The 19,847-nt window shown below is 40.9% G+C and carries 22 protein-coding genes; 13 read left to right on the plus strand and 9 right to left on the minus strand.

Annotation, left to right across the window (positions count from 1 at the left end; genetic code table 11):
• Positions 1-21: 21 nt before the first annotated feature.
• Positions 22-216: a YdiK family protein gene (locus tag NSU13_RS02990; RefSeq protein ID WP_003213897.1), complete on the minus strand. Its 195-nt coding sequence runs from the start codon at positions 214-216 to the stop codon at positions 22-24.
• A complete protein-coding gene (locus NSU13_RS02995) occupies positions 213-947 on the minus strand; it encodes a CPBP family intramembrane glutamic endopeptidase (protein ID WP_034283019.1) in 735 nt (244 codons plus the stop codon). Before NSU13_RS02995 ends, NSU13_RS02990 begins: the two co-directional genes overlap by 4 nt.
• A 229-nt stretch (positions 948-1,176) precedes the next feature.
• Here NSU13_RS02995 and groES point away from each other — a divergent pair, with 229 nt between their 5' ends.
• The 6 genes from groES (at position 1,177) to NSU13_RS03025 (ending at position 5,179) form a co-directional block, all read left to right on the plus strand.
• Positions 1,177-1,461 carry a co-chaperone GroES gene (gene groES, locus NSU13_RS03000; RefSeq protein WP_024426730.1) on the plus strand — a complete coding sequence of 95 codons (285 nt, stop codon included), beginning with the start codon at positions 1,177-1,179 and terminating at the stop codon, positions 1,459-1,461.
• A 54-nt stretch (positions 1,462-1,515) separates the two neighbouring features.
• A complete protein-coding gene (gene groL, locus NSU13_RS03005; protein ID WP_024424467.1) occupies positions 1,516-3,150 on the plus strand; it encodes a chaperonin GroEL in 1,635 nt (544 codons plus the stop codon).
• Between the two features lie 138 nt (positions 3,151-3,288).
• Positions 3,289-3,420: a hypothetical protein gene (locus NSU13_RS03010; protein WP_255290936.1), complete on the plus strand. Its 132-nt coding sequence runs from the start codon at positions 3,289-3,291 to the stop codon at positions 3,418-3,420.
• A 108-nt stretch (positions 3,421-3,528) separates the two neighbouring features.
• Positions 3,529-3,981 (plus strand): MarR family transcriptional regulator, encoded by a 453-nt coding sequence (locus NSU13_RS03015; RefSeq protein WP_065215064.1) that lies wholly within the window; start codon positions 3,529-3,531, stop codon positions 3,979-3,981.
• 20 nt (positions 3,982-4,001) lie between these two features.
• A complete protein-coding gene (locus NSU13_RS03020) occupies positions 4,002-4,520 on the plus strand; it encodes a GNAT family N-acetyltransferase (RefSeq protein ID WP_342489844.1) in 519 nt (172 codons plus the stop codon).
• 20 nt (positions 4,521-4,540) lie between these two features.
• Positions 4,541-5,179 carry an FMN-binding negative transcriptional regulator gene (locus NSU13_RS03025; protein ID WP_342489845.1) on the plus strand — a complete coding sequence of 213 codons (639 nt, stop codon included), beginning with the start codon at positions 4,541-4,543 and terminating at the stop codon, positions 5,177-5,179.
• 110 nt (positions 5,180-5,289) lie between these two features.
• Here the strand turns inward: NSU13_RS03025 and NSU13_RS03030 are convergent, their stop codons facing one another.
• A complete protein-coding gene (locus tag NSU13_RS03030) occupies positions 5,290-5,826 on the minus strand; it encodes a hypothetical protein (RefSeq protein WP_024426726.1) in 537 nt (178 codons plus the stop codon).
• A gap of 235 nt (positions 5,827-6,061) precedes the next feature.
• Here NSU13_RS03030 and NSU13_RS03035 point away from each other — a divergent pair, with 235 nt between their 5' ends.
• Positions 6,062-6,505: a hypothetical protein gene (locus NSU13_RS03035; protein ID WP_139142212.1), complete on the plus strand. Its 444-nt coding sequence runs from the start codon at positions 6,062-6,064 to the stop codon at positions 6,503-6,505.
• A 30-nt stretch (positions 6,506-6,535) separates the two neighbouring features.
• On the opposite strand, the gene NSU13_RS03040 is transcribed toward NSU13_RS03035, so the two are convergent.
• The 3 genes from NSU13_RS03040 to NSU13_RS03050 all read right to left on the minus strand — a co-directional run bounded on the left by NSU13_RS03040 (position 6,536) and on the right by NSU13_RS03050 (position 8,291).
• Complete coding sequence (locus NSU13_RS03040; RefSeq protein ID WP_025092751.1) at positions 6,536-6,886, minus strand: DUF4064 domain-containing protein; 351 nt, start codon at positions 6,884-6,886, stop codon at positions 6,536-6,538.
• Positions 6,887-7,024: 138 nt separating this feature from the next.
• Entirely contained in the window at positions 7,025-7,492 is a 468-nt protein-coding gene (locus NSU13_RS03045; protein ID WP_024426723.1) for a hypothetical protein, read from the minus strand.
• A gap of 124 nt (positions 7,493-7,616) precedes the next feature.
• Positions 7,617-8,291, minus strand: coding sequence for a hypothetical protein (locus tag NSU13_RS03050; protein WP_024424477.1), 675 nt, complete (start codon positions 8,289-8,291; stop codon positions 7,617-7,619).
• Between the two features lie 209 nt (positions 8,292-8,500).
• Here NSU13_RS03050 and NSU13_RS03055 point away from each other — a divergent pair, with 209 nt between their 5' ends.
• Both NSU13_RS03055 and NSU13_RS03060 read left to right on the plus strand, forming a co-directional pair.
• Positions 8,501-8,869 carry an RlpA-like double-psi beta-barrel domain-containing protein gene (locus NSU13_RS03055; RefSeq protein ID WP_024424478.1) on the plus strand — a complete coding sequence of 123 codons (369 nt, stop codon included), beginning with the start codon at positions 8,501-8,503 and terminating at the stop codon, positions 8,867-8,869.
• A gap of 73 nt (positions 8,870-8,942) precedes the next feature.
• Positions 8,943-9,992: a hypothetical protein gene (locus tag NSU13_RS03060; protein ID WP_046314188.1), complete on the plus strand. Its 1,050-nt coding sequence runs from the start codon at positions 8,943-8,945 to the stop codon at positions 9,990-9,992.
• Positions 9,993-10,206: 214 nt separating this feature from the next.
• On the opposite strand, the gene NSU13_RS03065 is transcribed toward NSU13_RS03060, so the two are convergent.
• From NSU13_RS03065 to gabP, 3 genes are all read right to left on the minus strand, one after another.
• Entirely contained in the window at positions 10,207-10,578 is a 372-nt protein-coding gene (locus tag NSU13_RS03065) for a carboxymuconolactone decarboxylase family protein (RefSeq protein WP_034282883.1), read from the minus strand.
• A gap of 273 nt (positions 10,579-10,851) precedes the next feature.
• A complete protein-coding gene (locus NSU13_RS03070; RefSeq protein ID WP_211043987.1) occupies positions 10,852-12,384 on the minus strand; it encodes a multicopper oxidase domain-containing protein in 1,533 nt (510 codons plus the stop codon).
• 97 nt (positions 12,385-12,481) lie between these two features.
• Positions 12,482-13,870 (minus strand): GABA permease, encoded by a 1,389-nt coding sequence (gabP, locus tag NSU13_RS03075; protein WP_024424482.1) that lies wholly within the window; start codon positions 13,868-13,870, stop codon positions 12,482-12,484.
• Between the two features lie 480 nt (positions 13,871-14,350).
• On the opposite strand from gabP, the gene NSU13_RS03080 reads away from it, so the two are divergent.
• From NSU13_RS03080 to NSU13_RS03095, 4 genes are all read left to right on the plus strand, one after another.
• Positions 14,351-15,250 (plus strand): cation diffusion facilitator family transporter, encoded by a 900-nt coding sequence (locus NSU13_RS03080; RefSeq protein ID WP_024426719.1) that lies wholly within the window; start codon positions 14,351-14,353, stop codon positions 15,248-15,250.
• A 102-nt stretch (positions 15,251-15,352) separates the two neighbouring features.
• Positions 15,353-16,315, plus strand: coding sequence for a MoxR family ATPase (locus NSU13_RS03085; protein WP_048240035.1), 963 nt, complete (start codon positions 15,353-15,355; stop codon positions 16,313-16,315).
• Between the two features lie 101 nt (positions 16,316-16,416).
• A complete protein-coding gene (locus NSU13_RS03090; protein ID WP_252050200.1) occupies positions 16,417-17,502 on the plus strand; it encodes a DUF58 domain-containing protein in 1,086 nt (361 codons plus the stop codon).
• A gap of 9 nt (positions 17,503-17,511) precedes the next feature.
• The gene (locus NSU13_RS03095) at positions 17,512-19,713 is read left to right on the plus strand and encodes a transglutaminaseTgpA domain-containing protein (RefSeq protein ID WP_111927675.1); all 2,202 of its coding nucleotides are present in this window, start codon (positions 17,512-17,514) and stop codon (positions 19,711-19,713) included.
• Positions 19,714-19,847 lie beyond the last annotated feature (134 nt).

Here is a 19,847-nt window from a genome sequence, read left to right on the forward strand (position 1 = left end):
CAGTGGAAAATGGTTTTTAATTTATTTTTGCTGCTGTTTTTTGAGTTTGACAGAGAAGGCAAACATTTTAAGCGCGATATTGATATTATAGGCCGCAAACACCATCAGCAAAATACTGTAAAATGACCACATGTCACCTGGGTTTTGAATGGCCATATAGGTGAAAGCCACACCTACGGCAAAATAAATGATGCCCCATACGACTGGGTTTCTCATGAGAAAAAGCCTCCAATAATCATTTGCATGGTTTGAGATTGTTCTTCAATCATTTTTTTCACTGGCTCAATCTGCACAAGAACGACAAGTGAATTCATCAGCATGTGAGCGCCGATTGGAACAATGATTCGTTTTGTTTTCGCATATAAAAAGGCAAAGGTAAAGCCCATTGCGGTATAGAGCAAGATATGGGGAAAATCATAGTGTACAGCAGCGAAAACCACTGAACTGGCAAGTGCTCCAATGAAGAAATTCGTTTTTTCATAAATCACACCAAAGATGATTTTACGGAAAATGATTTCCTCTAAGATTGGACCAATCAGGGCGATGACAATGACAAGCCAAGGAACGGCATCCATAATGGATAAAATGGTTTGCGTATTTTCTGACTCACGGCCAATGCCGAATCCATATTGTTCAATCGCCCCCGCAATCGATTGTGCAAAGAGAGAAAGAAAGAAACCGCCAATGATCCATGCGATAGCAGAACCGATTGAAACTGGCGCTTCATTTCGCAGTGAAGCTTTTGGGACGGTTCGAAGGATGAGCAGAATAATGATCAATCCGATACAAAAACTGATGATTGTCCACGTTCCTGATAATTTTGAAAGCTCTGTTTGAGTCATCGGTGATTGAATGAATCCCAGCCATTTCATAATGAGCACATAAGGAAACGCAGAAACCTGCACCAATATATACGTTAAGATGATGTACCAATATTGTTTTTTCAAGTAACGAAAACCCCTTTACTAAAAGAACTAGATTTATTGTAACACAAGTCTCCTTTTTCGATGAAAAGGAAAGAATCTGAGATCAAAAAAGATCGTGAAAGCGTAAAAATTTTTAAAGGTTTTTACTTGAAATTGCAGAAGACATTCTTTATTATAATAAATGTGTTAGCACTCTCTGGTGATGAGTGCTAAAAAAGACTACATATAAAAATTGAGGAGGTTGTTTCTTATGTTAAAGCCATTAGGCGATCGCGTAATCATTGAACTCGTTGAATCTGAGGAAAAAACCGCTAGCGGTATTGTTTTACCGGATTCTGCAAAAGAAAAACCGCAAGAAGGTAAAATTGTTGCAGCAGGTTCAGGGCGTGTACTTGAAAGTGGTGAGCGCGTTGCGTTAGAAGTAAGCACAGGCGACCGCATTATCTTCTCAAAATATGCAGGCACTGAAGTGAAATATGAAGGCAAAGAATATTTAATCCTTCGTGAGAGCGACATTTTAGCCGTTATTGGCTAATCACATAAAAAAATTGAGATAAATTTTTAAAAAGACTGAGGAGGTTTCGTTATTATGGCAAAAGATATTAAGTTCAGTGAAGAAGCACGTCGCGCGATGTTACGCGGTGTAGATGCACTTGCAGATGCTGTAAAAGTAACTTTAGGACCTAAAGGACGTAACGTGGTTCTTGAGAAAAAATTCGGTTCTCCACTTATCACAAATGATGGTGTAACGATTGCAAAAGAAATCGAATTAGAAGATGCATTTGAAAACATGGGTGCAAAACTTGTGGCTGAAGTTGCAAGCAAAACAAACGACGTAGCTGGTGACGGTACTACGACTGCAACAGTTCTAGCTCAAGCGATGATCCGTGAAGGTCTGAAAAACGTAACAGCTGGTGCAAACCCTGTTGGCGTGCGTAAAGGGATCGAAGAAGCAGTGAAAGTAGCACTTGAAGGCTTGCACGAGATTTCTAAACCAATCGAAGGCAAAGAATCAATTGCTCAAGTTGCGGCTATTTCTGCAGCAGATGAAGAAGTCGGCAGCCTAATCGCAGAAGCTATGGAACGTGTAGGTAACGACGGAGTTATCACAATTGAAGAATCTAAAGGATTCACAACTGAGCTTGAAGTGGTTGAAGGTATGCAATTTGACCGCGGATATGCTTCACCATACATGGTGACGGATTCTGATAAGATGGAAGCGGTTCTTGAAAATCCTTACATCTTAATTACGGATAAAAAGATCACAAACATTCAAGAAATCCTTCCTGTACTTGAGCAAGTTGTACAACAAGGAAAACCATTATTGCTCATTGCTGAAGATGTAGAAGGCGAAGCACTTGCAACTCTTGTTGTGAACAAACTTCGTGGTACATTCAACGCAGTGGCAGTAAAAGCACCTGGATTCGGTGATCGTCGTAAAGCAATGCTTGAAGACATCTCTGTTCTAACTGGCGGAGAATTAATCACAGAAGACCTAGGACTTGACCTGAAATCAACTGAAATCGGTCAGCTTGGCCGCGCGTCTAAAGTTGTTGTGACAAAAGAAAACACAACAATCGTAGAGGGCTCAGGAGATTCTGCTCAAATTGCAGCACGTGTGAACCAAATCCGTGCTCAAGTAGAAGAAACAACTTCTGAATTCGATAAAGAAAAATTACAAGAACGTCTTGCAAAACTAGCTGGCGGCGTCGCTGTCATCAAAGTTGGTGCTGCTACTGAAACAGAACTAAAAGAGCGTAAACTACGCATCGAGGATGCACTGAACTCAACTCGCGCAGCAGTTGAAGAAGGTATCGTATCCGGTGGTGGTACAGCACTTGTGAATGTATACAACAAAGTCGCTTCAATCGAAGCTGATGGTGACGTTCAAACAGGTGTGAACATCGTTCTACGTTCTCTTGAAGAGCCAATTCGTCAAATCGCTCACAACGCAGGTCTTGAAGGATCTGTTATCGTTGAGCGCTTGAAAAACGAAGAAATTGGCGTAGGCTTCAACGCAGCAACAAACGAATGGGTAAACATGATCGAAAAAGGAATCGTTGACCCAACAAAAGTAACTCGCTCTGCACTTCAAAACGCAGCTTCTGTAGCAGCAATGCTTCTAACAACTGAAGCAGTCGTTGCTGACAAACCAGAAGAAGGCGGCTCAGGCGGCGGAATGCCAGATATGGGCGGCATGGGTGGAATGGGCGGAATGATGTAACACCCTCGAAAACCCCTTGAAATATAGGGGTTTTTGTTATGTCTTCATGAATTTGATCACATGCAATAAAAAGTATCAGGGCTGCTGAATTGAAACCTTTTCTGCTTTTCAATCGTTAAAATAAGAGTAAGTGATTTCATGGGTTTTTACCCGATACGGTATTTTAAAAAGAAAAGCGGTGATCATATGGGCTTCACTACATGGGTAGCGATTATTGTTGCACTGGCCGTCGTGTTTGGAGTGTTTGGATCAAAGAAGCGTGATAAATAAAAAACCCACTTCCAATTGGAGGGTGGGTTTTTTATTGCAAATACAACATTAATTGGTTATACTGATTTTAGTTGTTTGTTGTAAATGCAACAAAAGGAGACGAGGTACATGAAAGAGATTTTGCGGGAGATCGGCGTGATTGCTCGTGCGCTTGATTCCATAAGTAATATTGAATTTAAAGAATACGATTTAACGAAGGGGCAGTATTTGTATCTTGTGCGTATTTGTGAGGAGCCTGGTATCATTCAGGAAAAGCTGGCGGAAATGATTAAGGTGGATCGAACTACGGCGGCTCGGGCTATCAAAAAGCTAGAACTGCATGGGTTTATTGAGAAAAAAGAGGATCGTGTGAATAAAAAAATCAAAAAGCTGTTTCCAACTGAAAAAGGGATAACGGTCTACCCAATGATCAAACGAGAACATGATTATTCGAATCAAGTGGCGCTCAGTGGGTTTTCTGAGGAAGAAGCGGAACAGATTTATGAGTATCTTCTAAGGGTGCGAAAGAATATAGAAAAGGACTGGGAAGATGTGAAAAAAGGGATAAAGAGAAGCTACTAATTAATAAGGAGGGCGACTTTATGACCGTCAATTTCATTCGGTGCAATGTACAACATGTAAAGGAGCTACAGAAAATAGGGATCAATACGTTTAAAGAAACCTTTCTGGATCAAAACAAAGTGGAACATATCGAAGCTTACGTGAAGACAGCTTTTCACCTAAACCAGCTGTTAAAGGAATTACAGCACCCTTCTTCACAGTTTTATTTTGTTCAAGTGAATGGGGAAATAGCTGGTTATTTGAAGATCAATATGAATGATGCCCAATCAGAAGAGATGGGCGATGACGCGTTAGAGATTGAAAGAATTTATATCAAGCAATTCTTTCAAAAGCAAGGATTAGGCAAATATTTAATCGATCAAGCCATTGAAATTGCGAAAAATCATCATAAACGGGATGTTTGGCTTGGGGTGTGGGAGCACAATAGAGCGGCCATCGCTTTCTATCAAAAGCATGGGTTTGTTCAAACAGGGGTGCACGCCTTTCTCATGGGGGACGAAGAGCAAATGGATTTCATTATGACCAAAACATTGAGGTGATCAAAAAGGGGGAAGGGTACATGCATGTTCCATCATTTTTTCAAGTGAAAGATATGGAGAAAATCAAATCATTTATTCAATCTCATTCATTTGCAACAGTTGTGACGACATCGAATGGAAAGCCCATTGCGACACATATTCCGTTGAGTTTTCATCAAGTTGACGATTTGTATGTGATCTCAGGGCATATGGCGATTGGGAATCCTCAGTGGAAAACGTTTGAAGAGAGCGAGAAGACGCTCGTCATCTTTCAAGGGCCGCATGCCTACATATCCTCTTCATGGTATGAAAAAGAAGCAGTACCAACATGGAATTACCAGGCTGTTCATGTTTATGGAAAGGCGGAACTGCTTGAAAAATCGGAACTGGTTAAGGAATTAACCACAATGCTGGAGACATACGAAACTCGCAGAGAACATCCAGTGTTATGGGATACGTTGTCTGAGGAACTGTTAGAGAAGCAAATGAAAGGCATTGTAGGTTTTAAGATCATCATTGATGAAGTTCAGGCTGCTTTCAAATTAAGCCAAAATCGCCACGAAAGAGATTATGACCGCATCATTGAAAAGCTGGAGGCAGAGGGTGAAGTGGAAATGGCTGAGGCGATGAAAAGAGAGTTCCGTGTAAGAGGCTTCTCGAAAGATCAGTTATTCTTATGAAGCGCTAAAAATGAATGAGAACGTTACTTAAACACTTTCTTCTAGGAAAGTGTTTTTTTGTGATGATAAATAAAAAAGCCCTCATCATTCAAGGGCTTTAATGAAACAAATTATTTTACTTTAACTGTGAAGGTTACATCTTTACTATTCATGTAATCGTCAGTTGTGACATTTCCAAATTTCAGCTTTAATTCTTTGATATTTTTAATGTTGATCTCTTTGCCCTCAGGAGCTAAGAATTGAATAACACCATCTTGTTTAACGCCACCTTCAACTTCGCCACCAATATCACCATCAGTCATAAACATATTGGCATCTAATTGCATGCTTCCAGCTACAACTTTACCTTGATCTGGATAGAAGTTTAGAACTTTATCTGTCGTATTTTCGATATTCATCCCAACATTGATTCTATCCTTCATAATTTTAATCTCGCCAAGGTTTACTTTCATTCCTTGAGCAGTTGTTTTGTGTTTGCTCGCATTTATTTTCTTTGAACCATCGTCTTTTTTGTTTTTTGATTGTGTTTTTGTGCTTGTAGACTCTTTTTCTTTAGATGCACCTGTAGACACATCTTCTGTTGAGCCGCAAGCAGCCAGTGTAAATGTTAGCCCTAAAGCTAAAAATAAAGCATAGAATTTCTTCAAAATGAAAATCCCCTTTTGTTTAATTTATATAAGCGTCCTGTGCTTATATATTGATCATGACTATTATAATAGGATAAAAGTACTTGTAAATCAACAAAAAATGATAAAAATAGAAAATAATTGTTTTGGATTGTTTTTTATAAACCAGTTAGCTTAAAATTACATAAAATCCACTTCTTGTGACTTAAAACGAACTTGAATTTCCTTATAATAGAATTATTATAAGGGATTGGGAGTGATTGAGATGGAAGGTTCGTCAATCAAGACGGTTAATAGAGAGGATCAACATGAATTCTTGTTTCTGAATATATCTTCAAATACAGTTGGGGCTCTTTCAAAGGAATCTGCTGAGAGGATTCTAAGTGAGAGGGATACCGATGAAATACACCAATTGATGTATGTTCCTATTGAAATTCATGAAGATCTCAAATGGCTGATTCATTCTTTGCATAAAGCCATCATGGATGAAAAAGATGTACGTGTCGTTCTTGAATTGGCTGATCTACTCTATTTCTTTGTTGTCCCTGCTTACAAAGAAGAATTGATGAGCCAAGAAGATTTGTCACACATGGTGAATGATATATTGTTTATGTTGGATCTTTGGACAGATGAAAACATAATAGAGTTAGTTGATGCCATTCAATATGAATTACAAAGAGTAGAGAGAAAAGGCTTGTAGAGCAATCTCTACAAGCTTTATTCTCTATTTTTATGCAGTTGTGTTATTGACGACAGGCTCTTTTCTAAACACGCCCATGCAGCCTGCAATGATGATTAATACAGCTGGAAGGATGAAGAACATAGAAATAGAAATAATGCCGCCTACAGCAGATACTAATAATAAAATTCCACCAAGCTTTGCTTTTTTCTTTACAATGACAGATGAGACAATGGCAAGAATAGAGAAAAGCATTGCTGCCCAGCCTAATCCTGTAATTTCACTCGTGCCTGAATCGCTAAATGCTGCATCGATTCCTCCGAAAGCAAGAGCGAACATTGCGCCGAAAAATCCAAAAATACCGCCAATTAAACCTAAAACAAATTCAGTTGTTCTTTTCATGATACTTTCCTCCGATATGTAAATAAGAATTATTGGTACTTAAGAACCAACACAATCTTACTAATCGGCATTCTTTTCATAAAGTTAATAGTTTTGTTAAAAAAAACAAGAAAATCCATAAAGGATTTTCTTGTCCAATTATTGGGCTCTTTCCCAAGTGATTTTTGTTTCATTTGTTTTTTTCGTTCCCTTTGCCAGCACCTTGCCGTTTTCTTGTTTCACGGTGATGTTTAGGTCATAAAAGGAATAGAGGGCGCCGAGGCTGTCATTTTCAGGTTTATGCAGATTGTTTTCTTTTTCAGTTGATGCTCCAATGGCCAGCGTTTTTGCAAAGTTTAAACCGATGACTTCAGCGTAATCACTATTGGTATCAGAGGAAGCCGTTACGTTTAAAGAAATGATTTTTTTCTTTTGATCAACGGTGATGTCAGTGTCTTTGATGAGCTTAGACTGCTCCATCACTTCTTTCGTTTCCTTTTGAATGCGTTCATTAATCGTTGGAAGTGCCTTAGATTCTGGTTTTTGTTCTTTTGTCGTATTTGAGCATGCTGCTAGAATGGAGAGACTTGCAACCAGACTCATGAAAACAAGTAGACTTTTTTTCACGTTCGTTCTCCTTTTTTCGTCGAATGTTGTATGTTTATGTTACCACGAATCTTTGTTTTGATTAAAAGAGAAGTGTTGATAAGCTGTGAACAATAAAAAGCACCCAATGGGGGGTGCTTTTTTCTTATTGTGCTGAAAGGCTTGTACTTAATGGGATAGAAGAAATGACGGTGAATTTAGGAGCTGCGGCACCGGATTCTAAATTTTTACGTAAAAGTGACGATTTGATTGACCCGTCCCAATTTTTATAGACACTTCCTGATGTATTTGCACGAAGCTGTACATTCGAAAAGCTTGCTTGTGAATAGCTATTTGTTCCATTATCCTGTACGCCATGTACCATTTTGACAACATCAAGGTTTTTCAGACGGCTAGGGTTGTAAACAGGCTGCTTATAGCGCAATTTCCCATTGACATATAGTGACACCGTGCCATCACCATTGTTGATGAGCTTTAAGTTGACCCGTGCGCCATCTTTAATACTTGTATCGTATTCGCTGTTCCAGTATTTACTGCCGCCTTGTGAGCCGCTGCCTAGAAAAACCTTATAGCCAGAAGACGTTTTTGAAATACCGCTCTCTACAACAGCAGAGCCGAGACCGAGATACCAGTCCGCATAGCCATTTTTAATGGTGGCTGTTTTCGGCAGGACAATATCAGCAGAGATACCTGACCATTTGGCTTCATCTGTTTGCGTCACAATGGCGCCGTGACGAGGACTAGCCGCTGAGGCAGGAAGACTTGAAAACATCAAAACGAAGGCCAAACTTACAATCAAAACGGTGAAACACTTTTTCATGAAAATTCCTCCTTAAATTTGATTCACTTTCATTATATAAAATGAAGGAGGGGGGCTGCTTACAATGTTCTGGCTGTTTATGGTAGTATTTATGAACTTTATCGGTCATAAAGTGGTCAACTTGTATTTGAATTGTAATGTGTCTGTAAAATAACTGGGTTCATCTTCATGTATAATGAGTGCAGAAACCAAAAACGGAGGATTTCTTAATGAATAAAAAGCTTATCACGACAATCGTAACAGTAGCTAGTTTATTTTTAGCATTCAGTTTCTCACATGGAGCAAGTGCAAAAAAAGTAAGCGGCAATATTACTTGGTACAATGGTGTCGGCAAAAAAGGCGCAGATGGAAAAAAACTCGGTCATTGGGATGCAGCAACTAAAATGGGCTTTGACGTACCGAAAAAAGGTACAAAACTAAGAGTGACAACAAAAGCGAAACCACATAAAGTGATTACAGTATATAAATATGATGTAGGCAGAATGCCAAATGCTGTATTAGACGTAAGTCCAAAAGCATTCAAAGCACTTGGGTATAAAACAAGTAAAGGTGTCGTAAAAGGGCATTACACTTATTAATACATAGGCATGCAAAGAAGCGGGAAAAGTTCATTTTCTGGCTTCTTTTCTTGTAGAGAGGGTCTGAAAGGCAATGAAAAAATCAACATGGTGGATCATCACAGTTATTGGCGTCGCAGTGATTGCGGCAGTTCTTTTCTTCATGATGAAGCCGGGGCAAGAGGCGAAACATGCAGGGAAAGTCAAAACAAATCAAGATGCAAAAGACGAATTGCTCGTTTCATTTACAGATCAAAAGTTAAACAATACTTATTACTTGCATGATCGGGCGCTTCATACGGAGAAACTGACAGCATATCCTTCGATTGCTTATGATTCTACGAAACAAGTTTTATATTACACGTATACGGATGAAGACACGCAAAAGGTGAGTATTCGGGAATTAAATGTGAAATCTGAAGAAGAAAAAACACTGTTTACGAGTGATGATTCCATCGACAGTATGAGGCTGTCTGGTGACGGAAAGAAGTTATTTCTAAGGTATAACAAGGATTCTGGAGAGCAATTTTTTGTCGCGTCTTTTGATTTGAACACACACAAAATGAGGGAGCTGTATCCAGAAAAAAGCAAGGATGATACGGTGAGTTCTTTTGCATATGATCCGACTTCAAATGATTTGGCGATCCAGCATTATTCTTTAAAAGAAGATTATCAAAAAACCGATGAAGCGAATGAAAAGGGAAGAGATCCTGAACCAACGACCATGAAGATCACCCTTCAAACAGGTGAGAAGGAGAAACGCATTGCACGTATCTCACAAACGATCAATGATATTTCATTTTCTCCAGATCATAAGAAATTGATTTATACAGAAGTAAAGGTTCGTAAAGAAAAAGAAATATCCTCGATTAAGATGCTTGATGTAGAAACAGGAAAAACGACGACACTCGTTAAAAACAGCCAGGATGTTCATATTTTAAGTGCTGCACAGCCGCAATTTTCTACGGACGGGTCGTCTGTTTATTTCTTAGGTGTTGCAAAAAACGCAAAAGAATTAAAGGATGACACCGGACGAAAGGCGAAGGTAAGAACGATTTTTGAATACAATATGAAGAAGAAAACAGTGGAAGCCGCTTGGGAGAAGGATGGCGGAATCGTTAACAATTTCACTGTCAATCGATAAATGAAACGTTCAGTTATTTATATAACTGGACGTTTTTTTATTTTGTCACTTGAAATGCTGGAGAAATGGTGGATTTATAGAAGGAAAATCAGTTTTTAAGCAGGGATACGAGGGCTATTTTCATATTTTACTTATGTGACAGAAGAAAAGAAAAAGAGTAGTATGAGTGAACATAAAAAAACGAGAGGACTGATGACATCTCGTTTTCTCTGTTTTATTTGTTTTCATCTAATAAGTTCTGAAAGATAAACAGGGCATTAATGGAGTGAGGGAATCCAGCAACCTTTGTACAGTGTTTAATAATCTCCATAATCTCTATGACAGAAAGTCCAATATGTAATGCTTGTTCAAAATGAGTCTTTAAGTCTTCTTCACAATCGCCTTTTGTGATGAGGGAAGATAATGTGCTGATGGCCTTTTGTTTTTCATCTAATATGAAGTGATTGAATTCTTTTTGTTCACTGAGTTCAATGGTTAGTTGTTCAATGTTTGAGCGAATGCTCTCGTTCTCATGGATTGAAAGCTTCTCTCTGTTACCTGCCGCTGTTTCTTGTTTGACCTGGCAAGTCTCTTTTTCTTCATTCAAATTGAACTCCTCCGTTTTTTATCGCAATTTTCCATTTGTTCGTTCATTATGGCTTATGTGCCTTTTGATAGATGTAATGGGTATATAGTAGTATTATCGGTTTGCTGCGTCAACTTTTTAAGTATGGAACGCTCTTCAAAGGAATGATTCATGCGATTTATTTTTCCATTTTGAAATGGATCATAAAAGGGCTAATGAATGGATGTCCGTTAGCCCCTTTGTAATCAGCAGTTTCATAAGTTCTACGCATTTAGTGGAAGAGTGGTTTCATTTTTACTGAATGATATCCATCGGTCTCATCATGTCATAATCTTCATGTTCTAAAATATGACAATGCCACACATATCGGCCGCTGTATGGAACAAATCGAGCAACGATCCGAATGACTTCACCTGCATGCGCCTGAATGGTGTCCTTGTAGCCTTGTTCATGTAAAGGAGGCGCTTCGTTTGGTCCTGTATACACGATTTCTCCTGTCGATTGATAGACTTCTGTATCAAATGGCCTTCTGTCTAAAACCCTAAATTGAACAAGATGCAAATGAATAGGGTGTGTCCCTCTGGTTGGATTGACGATAGACCAAACCTCTAGACTGCCAAGACGAGGATTTTCTGTGACAGGGTCATTCCAAAATTGGTTATCGAGCAATAGGATAGGGCGGCCGTATTTATCCTGTGTGCCGGTAAGTGTGAGTGTACGCTCTCTATCAGCTCGACTTGGCCGAAGCGCTGGCAGCGGTTTGAAAATTGGACGTAAGGTTTTAGGTACTCTCCCTTTTAGCGGGCGTGTGACTTTGAATTGCATAATGTTCGCATCTGTTTCAGGATTCACATCCTGTCCGCAGCCGGCTGTATTTTTGAGAGTGATCGTTTTGTTTTCGTAAGCTGAAAAGTCGATGATGACATCGAAACGTTCAGCAGGTGCGATGCTAAAGGATTGATGGCGAACGGGTCTTGGCAAAAAGCCCCCATCGGAACCAATTTGCAGGATTGTGGCGTCGTTATCTAGATGCAGCTCGTAAGTTCTAGTATTGGACGCATTTAAAATACGAAAACGGTATTTTCGCGGCTCTACTTCTAAATATGGCCATACTTTTCCATTGACTAAAATTGTTTCTCCACAAAAAAAGGGCACGATGGATGGGTCTGGTATGTCACTGTCCTCTGGTGTGTCGTTTGGTCTGCTAGGATAAAACAGTGAGCCGTCCTCCTGAAACGTCCGGTCCATAATCATTAAAGGAATGTCGTAGTCATCTTTCGGAAGCTCTAAAGACTTTTCAAATGCATCTGAGATCAAATAAAACCCAGCTAAACCGGCGTACACATTTAGTCGTGTCAGTGCCATTGCATGATCGTGATACCACAATGTGCAGGCTTGCTGATGATTTGGGTAGACGTAAGTCTCTCTTTCAAAAAAAGGACCGGTTGCTTCAAAGTCCCGTGAGAACCAGGCCTCTGGGTAGCCGTCACTGCTTGCTGGTGTGACGCCGCCATGCAGATGAACGACTGTTTTGACCTCTGGTTCATCGTGATGACCGGAGTGGATGGTGTGATCGACAGGCAGAAAATGTTTCAATGGCAATTTGTTCATCCATTTCACTTTGACCTTTTCATTTCGATTGGCTTTAATGGTTGGACCAGGCAAGCTGCCATTATAGGTCCATAGCTTGGTTGGCGGCAGGTCTCTATGAACTTTTAAGAATACCTCCTCCATAGCAATTTCATAATACGTTTGTCTTGGGTTCTTTTTGACGGGCTCCGCGACTTCTGGAATTGGAAGCTCGTCAACAAATTTTTCTAGGTTCATGTTGACTAATCCTCACTTAAATTCAATTTGATACAGTATAAGTGCGGACATCCAAATAGGTGAATAAAATAAAAAAACCCGCTTTTCAGCGGGAGAATTAAGGGTGTTTATTTTCAAGCGCCGCATTTGCAGGCACTTTTTTATTCGGTTTAAAGATGAAATAAGCAGCCAGTACGCCAAAGGTAATGATACTCGTCAAAATGAGCTGTGGCCGCATGGATTCGATAAACAGCATCGATGCCAAGATGGCGCAAATGACCAAAATGGTAAAGTACGTGAGGTATGGGAACAGCCACATTTTGATTTTGAGCTGTTCTGGATTTTCTTTTTCGATTTTGCGTCGCATTCTTAATTGTGAAACGGCAATGACCAAGTAAACAAGAAGAGCAATGGCGCCAGATGCATTGACTAAGAACAAAAAGATGGTTTCAGGATAAAAGTAGTTCATCATGACAGCAATGTAGGAAAAGAAGGTACCTGCGACTGTAGCCGCTACAGGAACACCACGTTTGCTGATTTTCATAAAGCGTTTCGGCGCTTCGCCTCTTTCTGCTAATGAATAAAGCATTCTGGACGTTGTGTACAAACCGGAGTTTAAACAAGATAGAACAGCTGTTAAGACAATGACGTTCATGACTTGAGCGGCTGATGGAACACCAATGTATTCTAATACCGCAACGAACGGGCTTGTTAAAATACTTGCGGAATTCCAAGGAAGCAAGGTGACAACGACAGCAATTGATCCGACATAGAATACGATAATACGCCATACAACAGAGCGGGTGGCTGTCGTCACAGATTTGACTGGGTCTGCTGATTCACCGGCCGCTATGGCCACAATCTCCGTTCCCATGAAGGAAAAGATGACGACGACGATTCCGAGTAACACAGAGCTGAATCCATTTGGAAGAAAACCGCCGTTCCCTGTTAGATTGGCAAGACCTGAAGTATGATGACCGCCAAAACCAAAGATAAATGCAAAACCAATGAGTAGAAAGAGAATGATGCTGACGACTTTAATTAATGAAAACCAATATTCAAATTCGCCAAAAGATTTAACAGAAAAGATATTTGTTAATGTTAAGAGGATTGTGAGGATAAGGCTTGTGAGCCAAACAGGTGCATCTCCATACCAATATTGAATAATGGCAGCACCGGCAATGGCTTCGATGGCGATGACGATCACCCAGAAGAACCAGTAAAGCCAGCCGATTGTAAACCCGGCCCATGGACCGATGGCATCGCTCGCATATTGTGAGAAAGAACCGCTTGTCGGATAGGCACATGCCATTTCTCCAAGCATTCTCATAATAAAGATCACCAGAAGTCCGGCAAAAGAATAGGAAAGAATGGATCCAGGCCCTGCAGAATGAATGACAGCGCCGCTACCAACAAATAGCCCTGCCCCAATGACCCCAGCAATGGAAATCATCGAAATATGTCTTGTTTTAAGGTTTTTTTGAAGACCGTTTGTCATGTTGGACATTTCTTTACCTCCAAACATTTCTCATGAATAGAGAATTTGTTTTTAGAATATTTTAAATTTTATCATACTGAATTGTCATTCAGCATTGGACAGGTTATCAAACTGACATTTCAAACCTCTTAACATGATGTTAAAAAGTAGAAAGGATTTGAGAGATTATGTTCCCTCTTTTCCCTCTGTTTATTTTTAAAATAGCATAAAAAAGGAAGGAGGGAAGTTGTGTCTCAAAATAAAATTATTCTGATAATTTTCCAAAGAAGAGTGATTTGACGATATGGCCATTTCGAAGAGAATTGGAAAAAGGTTGATGGGAGTAGGTCTTGAGGTCATTTGACCTTGTAAAAATAAGTTTGCTTAGGTCAACACATTTCTATTTATCCTATTTTGCTGACATGAGCGAATCATGTTGCTGTAGACCCACACGGGCTTTGCTTTGTAAGATAAATAATAGAAAAGTGATGTGTGAGGAGGCGCGGCGACATGGAGCGCTATAACGAATTAAGACAAGGTGAAACAGGTGCTTGGGTCAGCATCATTGCCTATGTGATCTTATCTGCGGTCAAACTCATTATTGGGTATGTGTTTCATTCAGAGGCTCTTTCAGCAGATGGATTGAATAACACGACGGATATTATTGCATCCCTTGCTGTGTTGATTGGGCTGCGTATTTCTCAAAAGCCGCCTGATGAAGATCATCCGTATGGTCATTTTAGAGCGGAAAATATTGCGTCTCTTGTGGCTTCCTTTATCATGATGCTTGTTGGACTTCAAGTTTTGCTGAGTGCAGGCCAGTCGTTCTTCTCATCTGAGCATCAAACGCCGGATATGATCGCGGCTTGGACAGCAGCAGGAAGTGCTGTTGTGATGTACGGTGTGTATATTTATAACCGCAATCTGTCCAAACGAATTAATAGCCAGGCTCTCCATGCGGCAGCTGCTGATAATAAATCAGATGCGTATGTGAGTATTGGAACATTTGTAGGAATTATGGCCTCTCAATTTCAGCTGGCATGGATTGATACGCTAGCAGCCTTTGTCATTGGCTTAATTATTTGTAAAACTGCGTGGGAGATTTTCAGAGATGCCTCTCATTCGTTAACAGACGGTTTTCATATCAAAGATATGTCTAAATATAAAGAGACCATTGAAGCAACACCAGGAGTAGGCGATTTAAAGGATATAAAAGCGCGTTATCTTGGAAGTACAGTCCATGTGGATGTAGTGGTTGAGGTCGAGCCTAACTTGAACATAGCAGAAAGCCATGATATTGCAGATGAAATTGAACGAAGAATGAAGCAGGAGCATGATATTTTACACTCTCATGTTCATATGGAGCCGGCAAGTAAGTCAAAAGAAGAGAAGAAGTCTTTCCCATCGTGAAAAGGCTTCTTTTTTATACGTGCTGATGTTATATGTAAATGCACGTTGTATGGTAAAGTTAGACTATATGAAATTTGACAGAAACGTGATAGGAGGATCAGGATGGCATTTGATGAACCGATGCATTCAGATTTACAAAAAATCGTAGATAACATCAATAAAGTCATGGTTGGGAAAAAAGACATTGCGATATTAAGCCTTGTTGCGATTTTGGCGAAGGGGCATGTGCTGCTCGAGGATGTGCCTGGTGTAGGGAAGACGATGATGGTTCGTGCTTTGGCAAAATCCATTGGCTGTGAGTTTAAGAGAATCCAATTCACTCCTGACCTTTTGCCTTCAGATGTAACAGGCGTGTCGATTTACAATAAAAAGACGAATGAATTTGAATTTAGGCAAGGACCGATCATGGGGCAGATTATTTTAGCTGATGAGATCAACCGGACCTCTCCTAAAACACAATCAGCATTGCTTGAAGCGATGGAGGAAGGCAGTGTCACAGTGGACGGAGAAACGATGCCGCTTGCGGATCCTTTTTTCGTCATGGCGACACAAAACCCAGTGGAATATGAAGGGACTTATCCGCTGCCAGAAGCGCAAATGGACCGGTTTTTATTCAAACTGCAGATGGGATATCCGACCATGCTCGAGGAGCTGGAGGTGCTCAACTTGCAGGAGAAGCAATCCCCGATTGATACGCTCCAAGCTGTCATGACAAAGGAACATATCCATGCGTTGCAGCAGGCTGTTCAGACCATTCATGTGGATGCATCCATTAAAGAATATATTGTTGAAATTGCTCAAGCGACGCGTAAACACTCATCTGTTTATCTAGGTGTGAGTCCAAGGGGATCGATCGCCTTGATGAAAGCGGCACAGGCGTATGCACTTTTGAATCAGCGCGATTATGTGATTCCTGATGATGTACAGTATTTGGCGCCTTATACATTACCGCATCGTATGATTTTGACATCAGAAGCGACATATGAAGGGAAGAAGGCGGAGACACTGCTGCGGCAAATGCTTGAGCAAATTGGCGTGCCAGTTCAAAAGTCGATGACTCAATGAAGTCACGTCATCGTGTAACAATTTCATTATGGTTAAGGGTGATGATGCTCATCATTCTCACTGCGGCAGCCTTTTGTTATGCCATGTTTCAGGGAGGGTTTGTGAGCTGGTTCCTTTTTTATGCATTTTTACCATATGCTTTGTATGCTTTGCTGTTTGCACTTGTTCCGCTTCGCGCGACAGCCAAGAGGACAATACAGCAAACACGCTTAAAGGCGGGGGATGTGCTGTCCGTTGACCTTGAAATCAAGCGGACACATCCATTTCCGTACGTTTACGTCATGATAGAGGATGCTCCGCCAGATACCTTTCACTTACAGGAACAGATTGAAATGAAGCAAATGCTTTTTCCCTGGTTTCGGAAAACATGGCGATTTTCCTATCAATTGAATGATGTCATGCGGGGAGAGCATCATTTGACAGCCGTTAGAATCAAAACGGGTGATATGTTTGGGTTTGTTGAAAAAGAAATCATCATTCCGTTAGAGAAAAAGCTGCTTGTCTACCCAAAAGTGCTGGATATCCCTGTAGAGCCTGCTGAGTCAGTGAGTGAAAATGGAGGCAAAGCGGTTCACTCGTGGTTCAATGAACCGGCCCATGTGACAACAGGCGTACGGGAATATCAGCAAGGAGACCGTTTTGCTTGGGTGGACTGGAAGACGACGGCCAGAAGAGGCCAGCTGATGACGAAGGAATTTGAACAGAATCAAGCAAAGGACCTTGTTGTGTTTGCTGATTTTACTGATCAAGCTGTTTTTGAAACAGTCGTCTCTATTGCGGCATCTGTTCTTCAAACGGCTGTGAAAAAAGGAGTGCCGTCAGGTCTTGTCCCTCTAGGAGATCAGCATGCCTTTCGAGTCGATCAAGGAGAACTTCATTTACAGGACATGCTTTATTATTTAACAAGGGTGCAGCTTCAGCCTTCCCGCGCACTAGAATATAAACCGTTAGCAGCGAGTGAGTACCAGCACTCAGGAAAATATGTCGTCACGGGTCAGCTGCAGGAGGAGCTTGCGGCAAGTCTCTTTGGAAATCGAAACAGGAAGAACATCACCGTGCTTTTAGTGAAGAAAGCCGTTGACCATTTCACGACAAAAGAAAAACAGCTTGTAGACCGGCTCAAGGCCTCTGGAATACGCATCACCCTTTTATTTGAAGACCGGCTGCACGAAAGAACTGTGAGGTGACAAACATTTATGCTGCATTCGCATCTGCGGCAAAGCCGTTTTGAATTGTTCATCTATTATGCTGTAGCTTTTCTGCTGCTATGGGAGTGGCTTCGTCCGCTTCAAGATTTTACAGAGACGAGCCATACGTCTTATTTCATCATTTTTATCGGGCTTACGTGTTTGTTTACGTTCTTTCGTCTGAAGTGGTATGTGACGTTTCCTATTTGTGCTGGACTGATTTTGCTCGCCTTATATTTGATCTTTTATCAATCAGCGCCAGGTTATCCGGCTGCTTTGTTTGCTGATATCAAGGATAATATCACGTTAATGAGTATGGGCATGTGGAGTGATATGTACCCGTCTTTCCGCACATTGTTGTTTTATATTTTGCTGTGGCTGCTTGTCTACTTGCTACATTATTGGGTGGTCTATCAGCAGCGTATCTTTTTCTTTTTACTGATGACGATTGTGTATGTCACGATTCTTGATACGTTTACGCCATATGATGCGACTTTTGCAATCGTTCGTATTATGGTATTTGGCTTTTGTTTGCTTGGGTTGCTGTATTTTGATCGACTGCGTTCAGCTGAGGGCGTTCGGGTGTCACAGAAAACACGTCTAAAGTGGTTTTTGCCTATGCTGGCGCTTGTCCTTCTATCAGCGTCACTGGGTGCTTCTTTGCCAAAGTCTGATCCGAAATGGCCCGATCCTGTTCCGTTTTTTAAGGCGGTCACGAATCAAGATGGGACAGCCGGGCAGAATAAAGTGGGATATAGTGCAGATGATTCGGCGCTAGGCGGACCGTTTAGTGAGGACCGCACACCTGTTTTTAAATGGAGCGGAAAGGAGCCATCATACTTTCGTGTAGAAACAAAAAGTATTTACACAGGAAAGGGCTGGGAGGATGCTTCAAATGATACGAAGCCTACTCGGCTAAAGGACGACACTGTGCCGAATCGGTGGTTTACTGAGCGAGTGAAAACAGAGGAGCATGAAACAAGAATTGATATAGAATCGGATTATCGATTTAATCATGCTGTTTATCCTATTGGAACGATCATGCTGACGCCAATGGAAAACATTCCGCTGCAAATCATGGGCAAAACGGAGAAAATTGTCCCGTCTATGCAAAACCCACCCAAAAATTTAGGGAACTATCAAGTCAGCTTTTTATCTCCTACATTTATTCTGGAGGATTTGCAGAGAATCAAAGTACCGACAAAGAAGCAGGTGAATCAGCAGGTTGGCCGTGAATACTTGCAGCTTCCATCTTCACTTCCAGAGCGTGTGAAAACTTTGGCAAACAGCTTAACGGAAACGAAGGACAATATGTATGATAAAGCCAAAGCAATCGAGGATTATTTAGGATCTGCGAAGTTTTCATATGAAACGCAGAATGTCGCTGTGCCTGGTCGTAATGAAGATTATGTGGATCAATTTTTATTTGATACGATGATTGGCTATTGTGATAATTTTTCAACATCTATGATTGTAATGCTTCGATCGATTGGGATTCCGGCGAGATGGGTGAAAGGGTATACGTCTGGCCAGTTATATGAAACACAAATGGATGGAAACAATGTGTATGAAGTGACCAATAACAATGCGCATTCATGGGTAGAGGTTTATTTTCCAAACAGAGGCTGGGTCACCTTTGAACCGACAAAAGGATTTACAAACCCAGAGACTTTTACGAATGAAGCTGTTTCAAGCGATCAAACGGATGATCAAAAAGAAGAAGATCAGTCTAGTTCTGATGCAAGTGAAGATCAGCAGCAAGACCAGCCGAAGCAGCAGGAGACAGAGCAGCCTGCACAACCAAAGGAACAAACAGCGCAGGCAAAGCCAAATATGGTGCATGTTGGTTGGGTTATAGGTTATGCGGCAGTAGCTATTGTCCTGCTTGGTTTCATCAGCTGGATGCTTTATCGATTCAGAACAAGATGGCTGCCATTCTTTATTGTAAGAAAGGTGAAACGTCTGCCAGAGGATGAAGCATTCTTCTATGCGTATGCAGCTCTATTAAAGCAGCTAGGGCGCAGAGGAATCGAGAAAAAGCCAGGTATGACGCTAAGAGAATTCGCTTCGTTGATTGATGAGAAGAATGGAGATCATCATATGTCAGAGCTGACGCAGCTTTATGAACGTGCGCTCTACCGGCGAGAGGATGCCTCGGCGCTTTGGCAGCAATCGGCAAAGTTATGGGAAAATTTAATAAACAGGAGATAGTCTTGACCGCGTACCTTCCTGTTGTTAGAATAGGTGAATATTAAAACCTTCTAAAATACATGAAATTGAAGCGTTCGGATGTGAGTCTGGGCGCTTCAAAAGCGTGATTCACACTGAGAGCAGGTTTTCTCCTC

Origin of the sequence: Bacillus sp. FSL M8-0049 (assembly GCF_038593355.1) — a bacterium.
Lineage (GTDB): Bacteria > Bacillota > Bacilli > Bacillales > Bacillaceae > Bacillus > Bacillus safensis.

What these genes read in the sequence shown, in the direction of transcription:
- NSU13_RS02990 (WP_003213897.1), bottom strand. Translation starts at nt 216, where the DNA reads ATGAGAAACCCAGTCGTATGGGGCATCATTTATTTTGCCGTAGGTGTG.
- groES (WP_024426730.1), top strand. Translation starts at nt 1,177, where the DNA reads ATGTTAAAGCCATTAGGCGATCGCGTAATCATTGAACTCGTTGAATCT.
- groL (WP_024424467.1), top strand. Translation starts at nt 1,516, where the DNA reads ATGGCAAAAGATATTAAGTTCAGTGAAGAAGCACGTCGCGCGATGTTA.
- NSU13_RS03010 (WP_255290936.1), top strand. Translation starts at nt 3,289, where the DNA reads ATGGGTTTTTACCCGATACGGTATTTTAAAAAGAAAAGCGGTGATCAT.
- NSU13_RS03015 (WP_065215064.1), top strand. Translation starts at nt 3,529, where the DNA reads ATGAAAGAGATTTTGCGGGAGATCGGCGTGATTGCTCGTGCGCTTGAT.
- NSU13_RS03020 (WP_342489844.1), top strand. Translation starts at nt 4,002, where the DNA reads ATGACCGTCAATTTCATTCGGTGCAATGTACAACATGTAAAGGAGCTA.
- NSU13_RS03025 (WP_342489845.1), top strand. Translation starts at nt 4,541, where the DNA reads ATGCATGTTCCATCATTTTTTCAAGTGAAAGATATGGAGAAAATCAAA.
- NSU13_RS03040 (WP_025092751.1), bottom strand. Translation starts at nt 6,886, where the DNA reads ATGAAAAGAACAACTGAATTTGTTTTAGGTTTAATTGGCGGTATTTTT.
- NSU13_RS03050 (WP_024424477.1), bottom strand. Translation starts at nt 8,291, where the DNA reads ATGAAAAAGTGTTTCACCGTTTTGATTGTAAGTTTGGCCTTCGTTTTG.
- NSU13_RS03055 (WP_024424478.1), top strand. Translation starts at nt 8,501, where the DNA reads ATGAATAAAAAGCTTATCACGACAATCGTAACAGTAGCTAGTTTATTT.
- NSU13_RS03060 (WP_046314188.1), top strand. Translation starts at nt 8,943, where the DNA reads ATGAAAAAATCAACATGGTGGATCATCACAGTTATTGGCGTCGCAGTG.
- NSU13_RS03070 (WP_211043987.1), bottom strand. Translation starts at nt 12,384, where the DNA reads ATGAACCTAGAAAAATTTGTTGACGAGCTTCCAATTCCAGAAGTCGCG.
- gabP (WP_024424482.1), bottom strand. Translation starts at nt 13,870, where the DNA reads ATGTCCAACATGACAAACGGTCTTCAAAAAAACCTTAAAACAAGACAT.
- NSU13_RS03080 (WP_024426719.1), top strand. Translation starts at nt 14,351, where the DNA reads ATGGAGCGCTATAACGAATTAAGACAAGGTGAAACAGGTGCTTGGGTC.
- NSU13_RS03085 (WP_048240035.1), top strand. Translation starts at nt 15,353, where the DNA reads ATGGCATTTGATGAACCGATGCATTCAGATTTACAAAAAATCGTAGAT.
- NSU13_RS03095 (WP_111927675.1), top strand. Translation starts at nt 17,512, where the DNA reads ATGCTGCATTCGCATCTGCGGCAAAGCCGTTTTGAATTGTTCATCTAT.